General features: G+C 36.6%; 18 protein-coding genes and 1 riboswitch. Of the genes, 1 reads left to right on the forward strand and 17 read right to left on the reverse strand.

All coding sequences use genetic code 11. The annotated features are described in order from the left end of the window. Positions 1-6 precede the first annotated feature (6 nt). The 7 genes from truB to STRINF_RS06300 form a co-directional block, all read right to left on the reverse strand. Complete coding sequence (truB, locus tag STRINF_RS06270) at positions 7-888, reverse strand: tRNA pseudouridine(55) synthase TruB (protein ID WP_006532218.1); 882 nt, start codon at positions 886-888, stop codon at positions 7-9. 77 nt (positions 889-965) lie between these two features. Then, a complete protein-coding gene (locus tag STRINF_RS06275) occupies positions 966-2,327 on the reverse strand; it encodes a DUF438 domain-containing protein (protein ID WP_006532219.1) in 1,362 nt (453 codons plus the stop codon). Next, positions 2,320-2,559 (reverse strand): DUF1858 domain-containing protein, encoded by a 240-nt coding sequence (locus tag STRINF_RS06280; protein WP_043878377.1) that lies wholly within the window; start codon positions 2,557-2,559, stop codon positions 2,320-2,322. Before STRINF_RS06280 ends, STRINF_RS06275 begins: the two co-directional genes overlap by 8 nt. A gap of 87 nt (positions 2,560-2,646) precedes the next feature. After that, complete coding sequence (locus STRINF_RS06285) at positions 2,647-3,984, reverse strand: DUF2130 domain-containing protein (RefSeq protein ID WP_006532221.1); 1,338 nt, start codon at positions 3,982-3,984, stop codon at positions 2,647-2,649. Between the two features lie 71 nt (positions 3,985-4,055). Continuing rightward, complete coding sequence (locus STRINF_RS06290) at positions 4,056-4,652, reverse strand: restriction endonuclease subunit S domain-containing protein (RefSeq protein ID WP_006532222.1); 597 nt, start codon at positions 4,650-4,652, stop codon at positions 4,056-4,058. A 111-nt stretch (positions 4,653-4,763) separates the two neighbouring features. Beyond that, positions 4,764-7,400 carry an ABC transporter permease gene (locus STRINF_RS06295; protein ID WP_006532223.1) on the reverse strand — a complete coding sequence of 879 codons (2,637 nt, stop codon included), beginning with the start codon at positions 7,398-7,400 and terminating at the stop codon, positions 4,764-4,766. Between the two features lie 10 nt (positions 7,401-7,410). Further along, a complete protein-coding gene (locus tag STRINF_RS06300) occupies positions 7,411-8,112 on the reverse strand; it encodes an ABC transporter ATP-binding protein (RefSeq protein WP_006532224.1) in 702 nt (233 codons plus the stop codon). A 145-nt stretch (positions 8,113-8,257) separates the two neighbouring features. Between STRINF_RS06300 and STRINF_RS06305 the strand changes: the two genes are divergently transcribed. Next, positions 8,258-8,806 carry a TetR/AcrR family transcriptional regulator gene (locus STRINF_RS06305; protein WP_006532225.1) on the forward strand — a complete coding sequence of 183 codons (549 nt, stop codon included), beginning with the start codon at positions 8,258-8,260 and terminating at the stop codon, positions 8,804-8,806. 44 nt (positions 8,807-8,850) lie between these two features. Here STRINF_RS06305 and tpx read toward each other — a convergent pair whose 3' ends face one another. The 10 genes from tpx to thiW all read right to left on the reverse strand — a co-directional run bounded on the left by tpx (position 8,851) and on the right by thiW (position 16,449). Beyond that, the gene (gene tpx / locus STRINF_RS06310; protein ID WP_006532226.1) at positions 8,851-9,342 is read right to left on the reverse strand and encodes a thiol peroxidase; all 492 of its coding nucleotides are present in this window, start codon (positions 9,340-9,342) and stop codon (positions 8,851-8,853) included. 115 nt (positions 9,343-9,457) lie between these two features. Further along, positions 9,458-10,099 carry a DNA alkylation repair protein gene (locus tag STRINF_RS06315; RefSeq protein ID WP_006532227.1) on the reverse strand — a complete coding sequence of 214 codons (642 nt, stop codon included), beginning with the start codon at positions 10,097-10,099 and terminating at the stop codon, positions 9,458-9,460. A gap of 137 nt (positions 10,100-10,236) precedes the next feature. Next, positions 10,237-11,517, reverse strand: coding sequence for an O-acetylhomoserine aminocarboxypropyltransferase/cysteine synthase family protein (locus tag STRINF_RS06320; protein ID WP_014334800.1), 1,281 nt, complete (start codon positions 11,515-11,517; stop codon positions 10,237-10,239). Between the two features lie 111 nt (positions 11,518-11,628). Continuing rightward, the gene (gene thiE, locus STRINF_RS06325) at positions 11,629-12,261 is read right to left on the reverse strand and encodes a thiamine phosphate synthase (protein ID WP_006532229.1); all 633 of its coding nucleotides are present in this window, start codon (positions 12,259-12,261) and stop codon (positions 11,629-11,631) included. Next, positions 12,254-13,051: a hydroxyethylthiazole kinase gene (gene thiM / locus STRINF_RS06330; protein WP_006532230.1), complete on the reverse strand. Its 798-nt coding sequence runs from the start codon at positions 13,049-13,051 to the stop codon at positions 12,254-12,256. Before thiM ends, thiE begins: the two co-directional genes overlap by 8 nt. Continuing rightward, positions 13,052-13,849, reverse strand: a complete 798-nt coding sequence (gene thiD, locus STRINF_RS06335; protein ID WP_006532231.1) for a bifunctional hydroxymethylpyrimidine kinase/phosphomethylpyrimidine kinase — start codon at positions 13,847-13,849, stop codon at positions 13,052-13,054. Further along, entirely contained in the window at positions 13,842-14,522 is a 681-nt protein-coding gene (gene tenA, locus STRINF_RS06340; RefSeq protein ID WP_006532232.1) for a thiaminase II, read from the reverse strand. Before tenA ends, thiD begins: the two co-directional genes overlap by 8 nt. Then, positions 14,515-15,171, reverse strand: coding sequence for an HAD family hydrolase (locus tag STRINF_RS06345; protein ID WP_223903567.1), 657 nt, complete (start codon positions 15,169-15,171; stop codon positions 14,515-14,517). Before STRINF_RS06345 ends, tenA begins: the two co-directional genes overlap by 8 nt. Beyond that, positions 15,158-15,871, reverse strand: a complete 714-nt coding sequence (locus STRINF_RS06350; protein WP_006532234.1) for a class I SAM-dependent DNA methyltransferase — start codon at positions 15,869-15,871, stop codon at positions 15,158-15,160. The genes STRINF_RS06345 and STRINF_RS06350 overlap by 14 nt, the downstream gene beginning before the upstream one ends. After that, positions 15,868-16,449: an energy coupling factor transporter S component ThiW gene (gene thiW / locus STRINF_RS06355; protein ID WP_014334806.1), complete on the reverse strand. Its 582-nt coding sequence runs from the start codon at positions 16,447-16,449 to the stop codon at positions 15,868-15,870. The genes STRINF_RS06350 and thiW overlap by 4 nt, the downstream gene beginning before the upstream one ends. Before the next feature lie 168 nt (positions 16,450-16,617). Next, positions 16,618-16,707: riboswitch (TPP riboswitch) on the reverse strand. Between the last annotated feature and the right edge of the window lie 31 nt (positions 16,708-16,738).

The following is a 16,738-nucleotide window of genomic DNA, read 5'->3' on the forward strand; positions in this document are numbered from 1 at the left end:
ATTCCATTATATAAACACTTTATTTGGTTTGTATAGGTCATCACGTGGAATTAGAATAGCAACAACTTTATCTTGATAGAAAGCAGCTAATTGTTCTTCAGTTCTATCTAAAGCAATTTTACGCCCAAATGAAATCTCTGTAACTTGATCTTCTGTCAAAGCTACACGTGGCAAATCCATAACGCCATACTCAATTGGCAAAAGAAATGAAAAATCATCTTGCGCAACTTTTTCAGTGATTTCAGACAAAGTCAATGCATCTTCCAATTGAAGACCAGCTGAAGCTTGGCGCTCCAAATAAGACATATGACTGCCAAAACCAAGTGATTTTCCTAAATCGACTGACAAGGTTCTAATGTAAGTTCCTTTACTACAAGCAACTTCAAAGTCAAAATAACAACAATCATCTTTAAATTCTAATGGACTAGTGCGTTTGAAATCATAGATTGTCACATGACGTTCAGGTCGCTCAACTGTTTGTCCAGCGCGAGCATATTCGTATAATCGTTTCCCATCGACCTTAACAGCAGAATACATTGGTGGAATCTGAGTAATATCACCAATAAAACTTTCCATAGCTTGGTCAACGGTATCTTCTGTCAGCTCTGTTGAAACTGGAGTCTTCTCAACAACTTCACCACTGGCATCTTCAGTTGTGGTTGAAAAACCTAGGCAAATCTGCCCACGGTATACTTTTCCAGCTTCTGTCATATATTCAATCACACGTGTTGCTTTTCCGACAGCAATTGGCAAGACTCCAACAACGTCAGGATCAAGCGTTCCACCATGACCAATTTTCTTTTCATGTAAAATTTTACGAAGCTTAAAGACTGCATCATGGCTAGTCATTCCAGCTTCTTTTTTCAAATTAATAATTCCGTTAATCATAATTTCTATTATAACCGTTTTCAGTAAAAAAAGACAAGCTAAAACTTTGCATTGTTTTAACTTGTTTGTGCTTTTTTTTAAATGTCACGTTTGACATCACTGTCAATGTCTAAAAATTCTTGAATGTCTTGTACGTATTCTAAGACACCTTGGAATTCACCATTTTCATCACGAACGGCTGCATATGTGACATGGATGAATTTTCCCATTTTTTCAGATTTAAACCACATGACAACTTTATCGCGTTCGCCAGAGCGAAGAAATTTAAAGACTTTTTTGACTTTATCTAACACTTTTGGTGGATGGCAAAGTTCAACATTACGTCCAATCTGACTCGGTGTACGTTTAAACACCATTTTTTCTGGAACAGTATTGTCATTAAAGTATTGGAAAATATCTTCTTTATTAACAAAGCTTATTTCCAAAGGGAGATGATTTAAAATCAGGTTGGCTTGTTCTACTGACAAATACCCGTTGCCAAATGGCTGAGCAGTTGTGCGATCAACAGCTGGCTTTTCTTTTTTAGGTGTAAAGCTAATGGTGAACTGTCCCTCTGGCGTATCGATAACTTTCGTCAATTGACTATCATTTGATTCAGCATTAGTCTGACAAAAATCATCAGAATTAACTATTACAGAAGTGGATTCTGGTTTCTCGCTGTCAAATGATTCACGTTTTGGTTGCCATTTAGCTGTTGGTTTAATAATGGCATAACCGTACGCGTTACTTTCATCAGCAATTGCTAACCAATCATCTTGGGTAAGAACTTCAAGAAGAATCATCAAGAGAATGGCTTCTTCTTTGAAAATCATTTCTTCAAATTCATGAGCAAAAGTTTCAAAAGCTTGTGACACTTCAGCAATTGATATTTCTGGTAATTTACCCACTGCTGCTTGTGCTTTTTTAAAGAGCTCACGAATATCATCATCCACACCCCACATGACGCGTGGCGGAGCATCATGACCATGCTGTTCCATCAATGGGAAAAAGAGCTCTTCTTTACGCTTGTAATGATTATCAAATTGTCCTAGCAGTCTCATTTGAAATTTCAAACCACGTAACAAATCATCACGAAAGTCTGCATTTTCAGGTTTCTCATAGTTTTCAATAATACGGCGAATGCGCAACATAGCAGAGCGTAAAGCGAGATTTTCTTGCTTAAATACATAAACAGGATGCCCTTCTTGTTCCGCATCTGGGACATCAACATCTGACACAGCTCCTTTAAAAAGGTTAGCGTGGACATTACACAAGCCCATAACATCCTCAAAGGTGATGCCAGTCTCATCTCCCATTAATTCGTGTTCCATCATTGAAATCTCAAGAGCAGAAACTCCTTTAAAGGTTTGATTAAAATCTTCTTGAACTGAATCAGCATCAGCACCATGGTGTAAACGCAACAAAATATCTTTTAGTACTTCAATACGATTTTCAGTCATTGTTGCCTCCAATCACTTCATAACCGTTAAATTCAAGTACTTTTTGAATTTTATCAAGTGAGACATTAGCCAGTTTTGCTCCTGCTTTCAGAGAAGTCACTTTGCCAACGGTATTTAGCATAGTCGCTTGCGCTAACGGTTTAAAACCTAAATCAACCAAAATAGCTTTAATCTCAGGGTGTTCTTTTACAACCTCAGCTAATGGTCTTGTCAAATCTATAATATTGTTCATTATAATAACCTCTTTTATTAGGGATAGGTTCATTATAGCACAAGAATTTTAAAACTGACTTCATCTGTCATAAAAGATGACATCTTTTTAATCTTTCAGAGCTTCAAATTTTGCTCGCATTGTTGGATTTTTTCGGGTTAATTTCTTGACTGAAACGTCGTCAAGTTTATTATTTGCAAGGCGGAGTTGGTTTTCACTTGTTGTTAAAAATCGTTTCACTTCTTCCATACGACGGATTGATTTGTCAATTTCATCAATGGCTTTTTTGAAGTTATTACTTGCTGAATTGTAGTTTTTCGCAAAAGCATTTTTAAAGGTTTCAAGGTCATCTTCAAAATGTGTAATATCGATATTCTGTTCACGAACCAAGGCTAATTCTTGTTTGTACTTAAGAGAATTAAGCGCAGCATTTCGCAAAATACCAATCAATTGGATGAATAATTGCGGACGAACCACATACATCTTTTCATATTCATGGCTAACATCGACAATTCCTGTGTTGAAGTAATCATTGTCAGCTTCTAACATGGTAACTAAAACCGCATACTCACATTTTTTTTCACGTCGATCTTTATCTAATTCTTTGTAAAAATCTTTGTTTTTGTGTTTAGTTTTTGTCTTATCGGCTTCGTTTTTCATCTCAAACATGATAGATAGTATTTCAATACCATTTTCATCAGTTTCACGATAAATGAAGTCCCCTTTTGAGCCACGGCTTGATACTTCATTATCTTTATCGAAGGTTGCATTTGGGAAAGCATAGGCACGCACTTTATTAAATTCTGTTTCAGCATAAACTTCTAAGCTTTCGCCGATTGCCTTAGTTGATTGCTGAGCTTTGAAGTTTTTGTAGAATTCAACTTGTTCATTGGCAGCTTTCAATTGAGCTTCGTAATCTCTTTTAACAGATGCAAGAGATAATTCAGCTTCTTTTTCTTGGAGAGCTAATTTCGACTTAACATCATCACGTTCTTTTTCAACGCTAGCAACTGCTTCTACCAGACTTGTTTTATTTTCAAGTGATAAACGTTCGAGTTGATTTTTAAGCTCAGCTACCTCTTTATCTTTTTCCGTTAAAGCTTTTGTTAGTTCCAAATCTTTATTTGATTGGAAATTTTCCAAGCTAGATTTTAACTCGAGAATTTCTTGGTCTTTCTTAGCTAGTTGGCGTTGATTTTCGAGTTCTAGACTTTGTTTTACTTGCTCTAATTGCGTAGTCAAATCTGCAATTTCTCTATCTTTAGCACTAGCTTGAACTTGCAAATCATTTTTTGATTTTTCTTCTAAAAGTGCCTTTTCTTTTTCTAAACGCTCATGAATTTCTTTGTCGAATTCGCTACTTCTGACTTGAGCTAGCAATTGACTGTATTCTGTTTCATTGATGGTAAAGACTGTTCCACAATGGGGACACTTAATGTTATTCATAATTTCCTCGCTTGATTTTATAATTACTCCTATTATAACAAAAAGAAGTCTCGAGGACTTCTTCTATATATCTAGAATAGGTTCTTTTCAACATCATCACGAATATGTTGCCATTCTTGGTTTGCTCTAGTAATTTTTCGCTTGTAATCTTTCAGACCTTGTTCATATCGTTGAATGAGAAAAGCCTGTTTGAGTGGCTGAAGTTTTGGTATTTTAATACTAACAATCTTTTTCGTATTCAAATTCATCACATTTTTTCCGGTATTAGTTGTCTCAAGAAGTTCTTGACCTAATTCAGATTCTAAGAATAATTTGATATATGTCCCTGAAATGTCAGCAGTCGGTCTTAACACAGTGATGTTAGCTGATGCAATGATTGCCCTATCTTGGTCATGAAAAACAGCAACTTTTTTTACTGTTCCTTTTGAGGCAATTAAAACATCTCCATCTTCTAAAAGGTAACGTGAGACACTGTCTTGTTCAGCATCAATCTTTTTCAAATGGTCATAATCAATATCAGTCTCAGTCATATCACTTAAGTTAACAACCGATACATTTCCTGTATCTCCTAATTTTGAAACAGCCTTTCCTTTAAAATGCTCTGTCACGTCACTTAAAGAAACTTTGGCAATCGGATTTGCTTCATATTTCTCAATCAATTCACTCATAGCTATCTCTCCTTACATGTTAGTATTATAATACTAATCCGAACATTAAACAAGTTAAAAGAGCAGTAGACTCGCTGCTCCTTTACTATTTGTTCGTTTTTTTCCAATAACTCAATCCACTGATTTCAATGCTTCTAGCATATCGACTGTTTTTAGGATATGGTTAACAAGCCAACCTAACAAGAATAGTATTCCAATAACAACGATAATTGGAATGATGTAGATTGATAAGCCAACTTCAGTCCCAAACTTAATTGAATCTGAACCAATCATATTCATAATCAGTTGATGTAAGTATTTTCCGCCAATCAATCCTACTACAATACCAATTAGTGATAAGCTAATGGTTTCACGATAAATGTACATGGTCACTTCATTATCATAAAATCCAAGAACCTTAATCGTTGATAATTCTCGAATACGTTCAGCCACATTAATATTAGTCAAATTATAAAGAATAACTACAGCAAGTAAAATGGATATGATGATTAGAATCGTCATTACGCCATTAAGAGAGACAACGACTGAGTTAACATTCTTAATCAGTGAAGCATTTTGGCTAACAGCTGATACACTATCCATGGCTAATAATCTTGTAGATATATCTTCGATATTCTTACTAGAATGATTTTTAAGTGTGACAAGGTAAGCATTATCTTTAACCTCTTCATCGAAGAGTTTTTCATAAGCTTTTTGTGACATAAAAAGATAATGACCAACATTCATTTCAGCAATTGCAGAGACTTTAAGAGAATGCTTATTCCCATTTTGATCTTTAAAATCAAATGAATCACCAGCTTTTATGTGATATAAGTCAGCTAATTTTTCTGATAGGACAACACCATCATCTGTTAAGGTCAAGTCTTGTGCTGTTTTAGCATCTTTCAAGTGAATAAAGTCACCAAAACTTTTACCTTGACTAACCAAAATTGAAATGTCTTGCTTATCTGTCAATCCAGAAATACTTTCTGTGACATGTGATAAATATACGCTTTGGTATTTGGATACTTTTTTAGAATCTAGAACAGACGTCAACTCTTTTTGGCTACTGCTATCATCACTATTGACCACAATCATGTCATAAGGCATCAAACGTGAAAATTGATTATCAGTGATTTTTCCTAATGACGATTGAATGCCTAGTCCAGCAAATAAAAGGGCAACCGAACCGGCAACACCAAATATGGTCATCAGCATGCGCTGCTTGTATCGGAAAATATTTCGGGCAGTAACTTTATGCGTAAATGACAAAGGGCGCCAGATAAAGCCGATACGTTCTAAGAAAATTTTTGACCCTCTGACTGGTGGTTTTGACAACAAAAGCTGAGAAGGTTTCTCACTAAGCTCTTTTCTAGCAATAATAAAGGCTGGTAAAACCGCACTAACAAGAGCAAATACAATTGCAATCAAAGTATACGACCAATAAAAATAATAAGTCGTACTTCCTAAAGTCGTGTCTCCTGTAACAATCTCAGCAATGACTCGTGACAAAACATAGTGACCAGAGAAAATTCCCAAGATTGTTCCTGTCATGCTAGCAACAAAACCATAGATAACAAATTTCATAATAACATCACTGTTACTGTAACCAAGAGCTTTTAACACTCCTGAATTAGTACGCTCTTCATCTACAAATCGCGTCATTGTTGTGAAAGTCACTAAAGCAGCAACAACATATAATACAACAGGAAAGACATTGCCGATGCTGCCAATACTTGAGGTACTAGAAGCATAAGTCTGAAAACCTCCTCCACCAGGCAAACTTGAGCGAGTATACGATGTATATGTTGGCTCTTTCATAGCATCAAGATTAACTTTAGCCTCGTTGACTTGCTTTTCACTCTCAGTAATTTGAGCTTGGGCTTGATTGATTGATTCTTGTGCTGCTAATTGCTGCTCATTTGGTAATTGAGTGAGCATAGCTTTTTGGGCTTCCAGTTGAGATTTAGCTGCATCGACCTTTGCTTGATTAGAATCAAGTGAGGTTTGCGCTTCTGATTTTAATTGTGCTAGACGTTGACTAGGATTATCAGAAAGCAAATCCTCTAGAGCTTTTTCTTTTTTAGCTAATTTTTCCTTATAAGTTTTAGAAAATGGATTTAGTTTTTTTAAATCATCATAACGAATTCTAGCAATCGTGTAAAAATCACTGTCAAAGGCTGATTCTGGAACGACGGCATAGTATTTCAATACTCCGTTTCCAGCACTTGATGTTCCAAGGCTAGATTTTGAAAGAATCTCTGATGAATTGACAAAGCCAACAACTTTGAATGTCGTTTTTTTCAAAATACCTTGTTCGTCAGACTGCGTAAAGGTGATATTATCACCAAGGTGGTATTTCTCTTGCATGGTTGAAGCTAAAGCAATTTCATCAGTAGCTTTGGGATAAACACCTGAAACTAACTCATATTTTGAAATGTGCTTGCTATTTGAAAACACACGAATAGCATCATCGGTATTTTTAATTGTCACATCCGTCAGATAGCCATAGTCAACTTTGCTGTCTTTGATCGTTGCCAGCTCTTTTTGGTCATTATCACTAAAACCGTAGCTTGCAATGACTGACAAGTCCATGGTATTTTGCTTTTTAAGATAAGCACTTGCTGTCCTTTGCATGTCAGGTCCTGTTACTTTCAAAGCAACAAAGGCAAAAGCTCCAAGCATCATCAAAAGCATGATAGATAAAAAACGACCTTTTGAACTTCCGATTGATTTTCTGATATCTTTCCAATAAGTCTTTTTTGACATAGCCACCACCTCAATATTCTAGTGTTTCGATATCTTGAGGATGCTCGTTCACTTCGATACTACTTACCGTGGCATCATGCATATGAATCACTCTGTCAGCAATTGGAGCAAGAGCTGAGTTGTGTGTAACAATAATCACGGTTGAACCTTTATGGCGTGACATATCTTGCAAAATTTTTAGAACTTGTTTTCCGGTTTGATAATCAAGGGCACCAGTCGGCTCATCGCAAAGCAATAGTTTGGGATTTTTGGCTACCGCACGCGCAATTGAAACACGCTGCTGTTCACCACCAGATAGCTGTGCTGGGAAGTTATTAAGACGTTTTCCAAGTCCCACATCAATCAAAGTCTGCTCAGCATCTCTTGCATCGCTGACAATTTCTGATGCTAGCTCCACATTTTCTTTGGCGGTCAAATTAGGTACCAAATTGTAAAATTGAAAGACAAAACCAACGTCGTTACGACGATAAGTTGTTAATTCTTTTGCATTATATTTAGCAATATCAACACCGTCAATCAAAACTTGCCCTTCATCGTTCGTGTCCATACCACCAAGAATATTTAAGACAGTTGATTTTCCAGCTCCCGATGCCCCTAAAATAATGACCAATTCCCCTTTTTCAATGGCAAAATTAATATCATTATTAGCCACAATTTCAGCTTCACCTGCTTGATAACGTTTATAAGAATGTTTCATTTCAATATAAGCCATGAAATTCACCTTTTTATTTTTTCTTAATTAGACATCTTGTTGATTTAATTTGGACTATATTATATAATTTGATAAATTATTAAACAAGGACAAAAATAGACAAACTGTTCATTTTAGACCAGGACTAAGAAAGGAGCTGATTTTTATGGCAAAGAGACAAACAGAAACCAAGAACTATCTTAAACAAGCTTTAGCTAAACTCTTGTTGGAAAAACGATTTGAGGAGATTAGTGTCTCAGATTTAACCAAAACTGCTGGCATTAATCGCGGAACATTCTACCTTCATTATGTTGATAAATGTGACATGATGGACCAACTAAAAAATGAAACACTTGATGAGTTATTAGCTATTCTAAATGACGACACTCTTTTTTCTGATAGTCGGACTGTTATCATCCAGTGTCTGGACTACATCCGCAGGAATTTTGAGTTTGTTTATGCCATTTCAAAATCATCTTCTTCCGATTTTTCTAAAACTATCAAAGATTTTATTTACAGCTTTCTTTTCACTATCCCTGATTTCAAAGATATTCTCGTGAGCTATTATGAAATTCCTTATCAATATGCGCTTGAAGTTTATTTATCTTCCATTGAGAGTATTATCTCTCTTTGGGTAAGTAATGGTGGATTTGAAAGTTCTGAAGAAGTCACTGATATAATCCTTAAAGTTGCTTCGCTTAATAAAATGGTATGATAATACTAAGAAAATCTCACTTTAGCTTAAGTGAGATTTTTTAACTATAGTGAGTTTACGGCAGCAAGAGCCGCTTGATAATCTGGATTTGAGTTAACATTTTCCAAGTATTCAGCATAAACCAATTGATTATCCGTATTTAAAACAAGCACAGCACGCGCTAGAAGATGCCATTCTGCCATTAAAAGACCATAAGTCTTCCCAAATTCATTGTCATAGTAATCAGACAACATAACCGCTTGATCAAGACCTTCAACACCACACCAGCGTGCTTGAGCAAATGGCAAGTCTGCTGAAATCGTAATTACCACGGTATCAGACATAGCTGAAAGTTCTTTATTAAACGTACGTGTCTGTGTTGAACAAATACCTGTATCAATTGATGGCACAACGCTAATTACTTTTTTCTTTCCAGCAAAATCAGACAAGCTTTTAATACTTAAATCAGATGCTCGCAATGAAAAATCTGGTGCTGTTTCACCAATTTTTAGTTGTTTACCAATTAAAGTTACGGGATTTCCAAGAAAAGTTGTCATCGTTTATTCCTTCCATTTATGAGAGTTTTTTTGTTATTTGCAAGAAAAGAAAGCCTTTTACTTTCCTTTCATTTTACCAAAAAATCTCTTTTTAAACGAAGAATATGCTTGAAAGTTAAAGATACTTGCTTGCCTCTCTAACTGAAAGTGGTGATAAGTGTTCTTTGTTTGTCATGATAAACTGTCTAACCCAAGCAGCGTTAGTTTTTGACAAATCACGTAAAGCCCAACCTATGGCTTTATTGATAAAAAATTCCTTTGAACCTAGATTTCTCAGAAGAATCTCTTGGAGTAAATCAATCTTAGTCTGATCTTTTCTACCAAGCTGGTGAAGAATGGCTAGTCTACATAGCCAGATATTATCATCATGTGCCCACGCTTTCATCACCTTATCAACTCTCTCATCCGTTAATCCAATGCGACCAATAACAACGGTTAGTATGTCAATACTAGCCCACCACTGTTTGCTTCTTGCAAAATATTCAAGCTTTTCAATATCATCATAAGTCAGAAATCTTTGCATCGTACGCAAGTAATCAAGAACCAAATACTGACACTCACGGTGATCATCTTGCCAGACCTGCTTTAAAAAAAACCAATCAAGCTTTTCTGATTTTTTCTCATTGGCTAAAAATGATTTGTAAAGCGCTCGGCGTTTTGGTGTTTGAATACCATAAAAAGAAAATCGATTTTTCATGTAGGCAGACATAACTTGCGCTTTTGCCGAATCAGCGTTTTCTTCAAATAATCGAGTCATTTCTTCAAGCTTTAACAACTTTCTTCCTCCTTAGAATAACTAAGCTATTTTTCACTTTCATTCTACCTACCAAAAAGCAGCCTGTTTGGCATACAGGCTGCTTGCTTTTACCCTATGAACTTAATAAGAATCAACAATCAGATTTTTTCAAATGCTAGACGCAAATCTTCAATCAGGTCTTCAGCATTTTCAAGACCAACAGATACACGAATTTGATTTCGAGTGACTCCACAAGCTTTCAAATCTTCTTCAGAAAGTTGTTGGTGAGTTGTTGTCGCTGGATGAACAACAAGAGATTTGGCATCTGCAACGTTTGCTAAATCAGAGAAGATTTCAAGGTTATCGATAAATTTATGCGCTTCTTCTTGCCCACCTTTGATGTGGAAAGTAAAGATCGAACCAGCACCTTTAGGGAAATATTTTTGAGCCAAGTCATAATATGGACTCGATGGCAAGCTTGGATAGTTGACTTTTTCAACTTTTGGATGATTGGACAAAAAGTCAACGATTTTCTTAGTGTTTTCAATATGGCGGTCAATACGAAGTGACAATGTTTCAAGACCTTGCAAAAGTAAGAAAGCACTAAATGGTGACAAAGCTGCACCAGTGTCACGCAATAATTGCACACGAAGGGCTGTAATAAAAGCTGCAGCTCCGATATCACGAGTGTAGCTGATATTGTGATATGATGGGTCTTCATCTACAAATTGTGGGAATTTACCAGATGTTTCCCAATCGAAGTTTCCTGAATCCACAACTACACCTGCAATAGTTGTTCCATGTCCACCGATAAATTTTGTTGCTGAATGAACGGCAATATCAACACCGTGTGAGAAAACATTGATTAGATATGGTGTACCAAAGGTATTATCAGTTACCAATGGAATCTTGTGAGCATGCGCAATATCAGCAATTTTTTCGATATCAGGAATATTGATAACAGGATTTCCAAGCGTTTCAATCAAAACAAGTTTTGTATTATCCTTGATAGCTGCTTCAACTTCTTCAAGATTTGCCACATCAACAAATGTTGTTGTCACGCCATAACGCGGAAGAGTTTCTTTGAGTAAGTTAAATGTTCCACCATAAAGAGTTGTCGCTGCCACCACATGGTCGCCAGCGTGAGCAAGCCCAAGAACAGCATAAGTAATAGCTGCCATACCAGATGATGTTGCAACTGCTCCAACCCCATTTTCAAGGGCAGCAATACGATTTTCAAAAACTTCTACCGTTGGATTCCCGATACGTGAATAGATATTTCCTGGTTTTTTCAAACCAAATAAATCTTCACCTTCTTGAGCATTATCAAAAACATATGATGTTGTTTGGTAAATTGGAACAGCACGAGATTTTGTTGTTGGGTCAACTTCTTGACCAGCATGCAATTGTAAAGTTTCAAAGTTATATTTTCGTGTCATGGCATGTACTCCAATCATTGAATTTTCTGAATGTACATACAATTTTACACTCTTTTAAAAATATTGACTAATACTTATTAAAAAAGACTAGGTATAGTTTCAAACTATATCCTAGTCAAATGCTCTGGCAAATCGTTGCGTATCAAGTTCAACTTCTTTGGACTGAGCAATAGCTGAAATTATAGCAACACCATCTGCTCCAGATTGCCGAATAGCAGCTACATCACCAAATGTAATGCCACCAATTGCCACAATTGGAATGTCTTTATCCAATTCACGCATTTCTCTCAGACCATTTAATCCGATTACTTGCCCAGCATCAGATTTTGAAGAAGTTGGAAAAATAGGCCCTACACCAATGTAATCAACAACATCAATAGCTGATAAATGATATTCTTTAGCATTTCCAACCGATAGACCAATCAACTTATCTGGAAACAACTTTCTAGCCTCACGAACTGGCATATCATCTTGACCTAGATGAACACCATCAACACCAATTTCTAAAGCCAAATCAATATCATCATTGATGAAAAATAAAACGTGATACTTACGACAAAGGCTTTTAACATTTAAAGCAAGTTCTTTTTTTTCTTGCCCAGAAAGTGCACCTTGACCTTTTTCACGAAATTGAAAACAGGTCACCCCTGACTTAAAAGCTGCTTCTAAGATATCCAAAAATTTCCCTTTAGGACAATTTGGCGTGCCACAAATAAAATAAACCTGTAATTGTTCTTTATTCACAATACACCTCAACTCTCTTCAAGCGTTCAACATCTTGATTTGTGATTTTGCAAAGAGCATCTAGAAATGCTATCTGAAAACTTCCAGGTAGGGCGTTGCCTGCCGCAACTTCTGCCAACTCACCTGCGATATTATAAACCGAGATTGCCTCTTCTAAGCAAGCAATTAAGTCGCCATCTTTAGCAAGGCCGATAAATGCAGCTAGCACTGCTCCGAGTAAGCAGCCTGTTCCTGTAACAAGTGGCATTAAGGGACTACCATTTTTAAGAAGTTTAACATGACCATTGACCGCAATGGCATCTGTTTTTCCTGTGATGACAACTGGAATTTCAAGTTTTTGATTAGCTAACCAAGCAAGATGTCCAATGTCATCAACGTCTGTAGAATCAACACCTTTACTTTTAACATCTTGTCCAACTAGCGCAGCAATTTCACCAGCATTTCCCCGTAAAAGTGAAACCTTGTGATGGTTTAGTAAATCAGACGCAACTTTCTTACGATAAGGGCCAGCACCAGCAGCAACTGGATCCAAAACAGTTGGCACCGAATACTTCTCAGCAATATCTAGAGCGTCCTTGTAAAGTTGCCAACTTCCTTCTTGCAAAGTACCAATATTAACCAAAAGACCACTAGCGTTTGGTAAAAAATCTTCCAAATCTGGTTGATACTCACTCATAGCAGGGGAAGCTCCTAGAGCTAAAAGTCCGTTTGCTGAGAAATTTTTAACCACATGATTTGTTAAACAAATGGTCAAAGGATTATTTTCTCGTAAGTCATCTAAATAAGTCATTTAATCTCCTTTGTATGTGACGTGATTAACTGGACCATTTCCATGACCAAGTTCTGGAGCAGTTCTGATAGCTTCGGTGATAAAACGCTTAGCTGTTCCAACTGCTTCTTGAACAGAACGACCTTTGGCTAATTCTGCCGTGATGACTGCTGCATAGGTACAACCTGTTCCGTGTGTATGTTTGGTCGCAATGCATTCAGAGGTAAATGTCTGCACTTGACCATTTTCTAAAAAGAGAAAATCTTTAGCTTCATTTTGTAAATGGCCACCCTTGATGACAACGTTTTTAACGCCGTATTTAGCTTGAATAGACTTTCCAGCTTTGAAAATGGCATCTTCATCTTTTAATTTTTGTCCAAAAAGTACTTCAGCTTCTGGTAAGTTTGGTGTAATAATGGTTGCCAAAGGAAGCAATTTTTCTTTAAGAGCCTCTACTGCTTCTTGGCTAATCAAACGATCGCCACTTGTTGCTACCATGACAGGATCGAGGACGTAAGGACATGACATAGTATTTAAATACTGACTCACGCATTCAATGGTTTCAACTTCCGCCAGCATCCCTGTCTTAATAGCATCTGGATTAATATCAGAAAAGACACTTTTTAGCTGCTCATCAAGAATCATTTGATCAAGATTACAAATAGCTTGAACACCTTGGGTATTTTGTGCAACTACACTGGTAGCAACCGCCATTCCATAAACCCCACGCGCTTGAAAGCTCTTTAAATCAGCCATGATACCCGCCCCACCACTTGGATCAGTTCCAGCAATTGTTAAAGCTACTTGTAATTTAGACATTTCTTACCTCCTCTGGGCACTCTTCCTGATCAGTTGCCATTTGGAAAAAATTGCGTTCATGCTGACAACTTTCCAAAAAGACACGAATCATTTCTTTTCTTTTTTCTTCTGGTAGTTGACTACTAAATCGCTTTAGTAGGTCAAAATACGTCGGTAAACAAGCTGTTACTTCGTCAGCTGCGTAAAACTCAAACCATGCTTTAAATGAATTATCACTTGCAACCTTACCAGTCTCAAGTGCTTTTTTAGCAACCTGCTGATAAATCCATAGACATGGAAGCATGGCTGACAAGATGTAAGCTGGATTATCTTGACTTAGCTGATAGTACATGTGCTTAATGTAATGGTCAGAACTTGGATACCAAGCTTTATCAGCAATAAAATCATGATAATCTCTTCCAACTGCTTTAGCTAAAATATGGTGAGCTCCAACCTCATGATTAAAAATAAAGTCAATCTGTCCTAAAAAGAAGTCTTTGCTTGCTTTATCGGAAATTTTGGCAAATAGCTGAGCATAAATATCAGCAAATTTTTCCAAATAAATAGCATCCGCTTTTAAGTAATGGCAAATTGCCTCATCAGACAAATTGCCCGCCATCATTTGCTTGATAAAATCATCTGCTAAAATCTTATCGATAAAGATTTGACTACGTTCTTTCATTTCATTAATCATTCATTTCTTCCTTTACTATTGTTGTGAATTCCTTTAAGTGACGAATGGTGCGAAATGCCTGCTCTTGATTGTCTTGTGGGTTATCAGTATTTGACAGATAGACACTTTGAATACCAAACTTTTGAGCTGTTTTTAAGTGGCGCGTGCTATCTTCCAGATAAAAAATCGTCTTGTCAAATAAGGCTTCAGTTTCAAGTACCGCTTGATAAAAATCTTCTGTTTTATCAGGAAATCCTAGCGCAATACAAGAATAACTACCAGAAAAGTATTGTAATACCCCTGCCGATTCTAAACCGATTTTGGCTAAATCATCATAATTTGATGTGACTGCATAAATCAAAAAATCTTCTTCAGCTAAATCGGCTAAGGTCTCTACAGCTTGCGGCATGAGTGAAACCTTTTGATAAGCCTCTTCAAGTAACTGCTGAGTTTTCTTTTCTGGATAAGTCAAGTTTTCTTTGGCAAATAAAGCTGATAAATAAGCTTGCGACTCAATCATATTTAAACGCCAGAGGTGTTTTTTTATCGTTTGAGTATAGGAAATATTGGCTAAAGCCAAGACCTTCTCAATCACCTTATCCCACAAACCATAAGAATCAAAAATAACACCGTCTAAATCAAGAAAAATAACACTTTTACTTTTGGGCAACAAGGGCAACATAGCCTCCTTTGTCATATCCCTCAATCGGTTCCTCCACAAAATCATTAGTATAGATAGGCTGAACTGCAAGGGTTTGGAAATATCGAATATTTGTCATGCCAAGTTCATCTCTTAAAATCGCTTCTTTTTCAAGAGGAGAATGGAAAACAGCAGAGCGGACTAACTCGATTGGATAAGGAAAAGTTGGGGCAATTTTATGAAAAATTTCTTTATTATAACCACCAACATGAGCAGCAAATTTATACAAAATACCATAAGCACTCTCCACTGGAACATCCAACAAAATCAAATGACCTCCCTTTTTCAAAGCATGATGGCAATTCTGGTAAGCTGACGATAAATCTTTGATATAACTCGAACAACCGTTTAAATAAATCACATCATAGGCTTCTTTTGACAATGACGTTGTCTCTGCATCCCCAATCTTGACTGTCATGCCACGTTTTCTAGCAATTGTCGCCATATCATTTGACGGCTCAACACCGTATTTAACCTGAATGCCGAATTGTCTATGCAAAGCTGATTCAAAAAGACCACTACCGCATCCAATTGATAGAATGGTTTCTTTTTCAATATCATGTAAAGCTCGGTGCAACAGTTTTAATTCACTGGCAAAGACATTACTATTTGTCATAAACCATTGGTCATACGCGTCTGCGTAACCGTCAAACATTTTTGCATCTGTCATTGTAATCCATCCTCCTTGAGACTTTCTAAGGCATATAATTTTTTCAAATTCATGAAATGTGTTGAATACTTCAAGCCACGAAGCACAGCCATTGCCAAAAAGCCCCCAATCAAAGTCGCCAAAACAAATCGTGGGGTAAAAAAGACCAAAGATTGTGCCTGACTTGCTTTTGCAAGTAACTCGTCATCCCCATGAGCTGACATGGTCCAAAACCAAACCATAACTGGTGCAGAAAGTAGCGAACCAATAATCCCTGTTCCAAGAAACTCTCCGAACCATGCCATGACAGGCTTTTTCGTTAAACGGTAAAAATAAGTGGCTAAAAAAGCTCCTGGGACAGATCCAATAATAGCTAATGGAGCTACACTAGCCACACCAGCTTGAGTTAAAATCCGCATAATAGCAACAATTAATGCCATAGCTACAGCATAAATAGGCGTCATGAAAGTTGCCGCAATAATATTCATCACACTGGACATAAATGCCATGCCTTCAATCCGAAACAGCGGTGTTAGCAAAAAATCCAAAGCAATCATGATAGCCAGAACAGTTAAACGGTGTACACGATTATTCGCCATAATAATTCCTTTCCTGACACTAACATGCACCAAAAGCTCACAGAAATAAAAAGACTCCATTTGAAAAATCTCAAATGGAGTTTATCTATTTAAAAACTGCGAAACAGCTCTTTTGACTTTACAAAAGAACTATCTTATATCGATTTTTGCACAACAAAAAAACAGCTTTTTGTTGCTTACACATTTCCCTTCGTCAGTTCTAACTGCATCAGGTTCAATGGGTATAATCTCAGCTTTTACGCACCCCAAATGTCTTATTAAATTTACAGAATAACTATAACACATTCAA

Origin of the sequence: Streptococcus infantarius subsp. infantarius ATCC BAA-102 (genome assembly GCF_000154985.1) — a bacterium.
GTDB lineage: Bacteria > Bacillota > Bacilli > Lactobacillales > Streptococcaceae > Streptococcus > Streptococcus infantarius.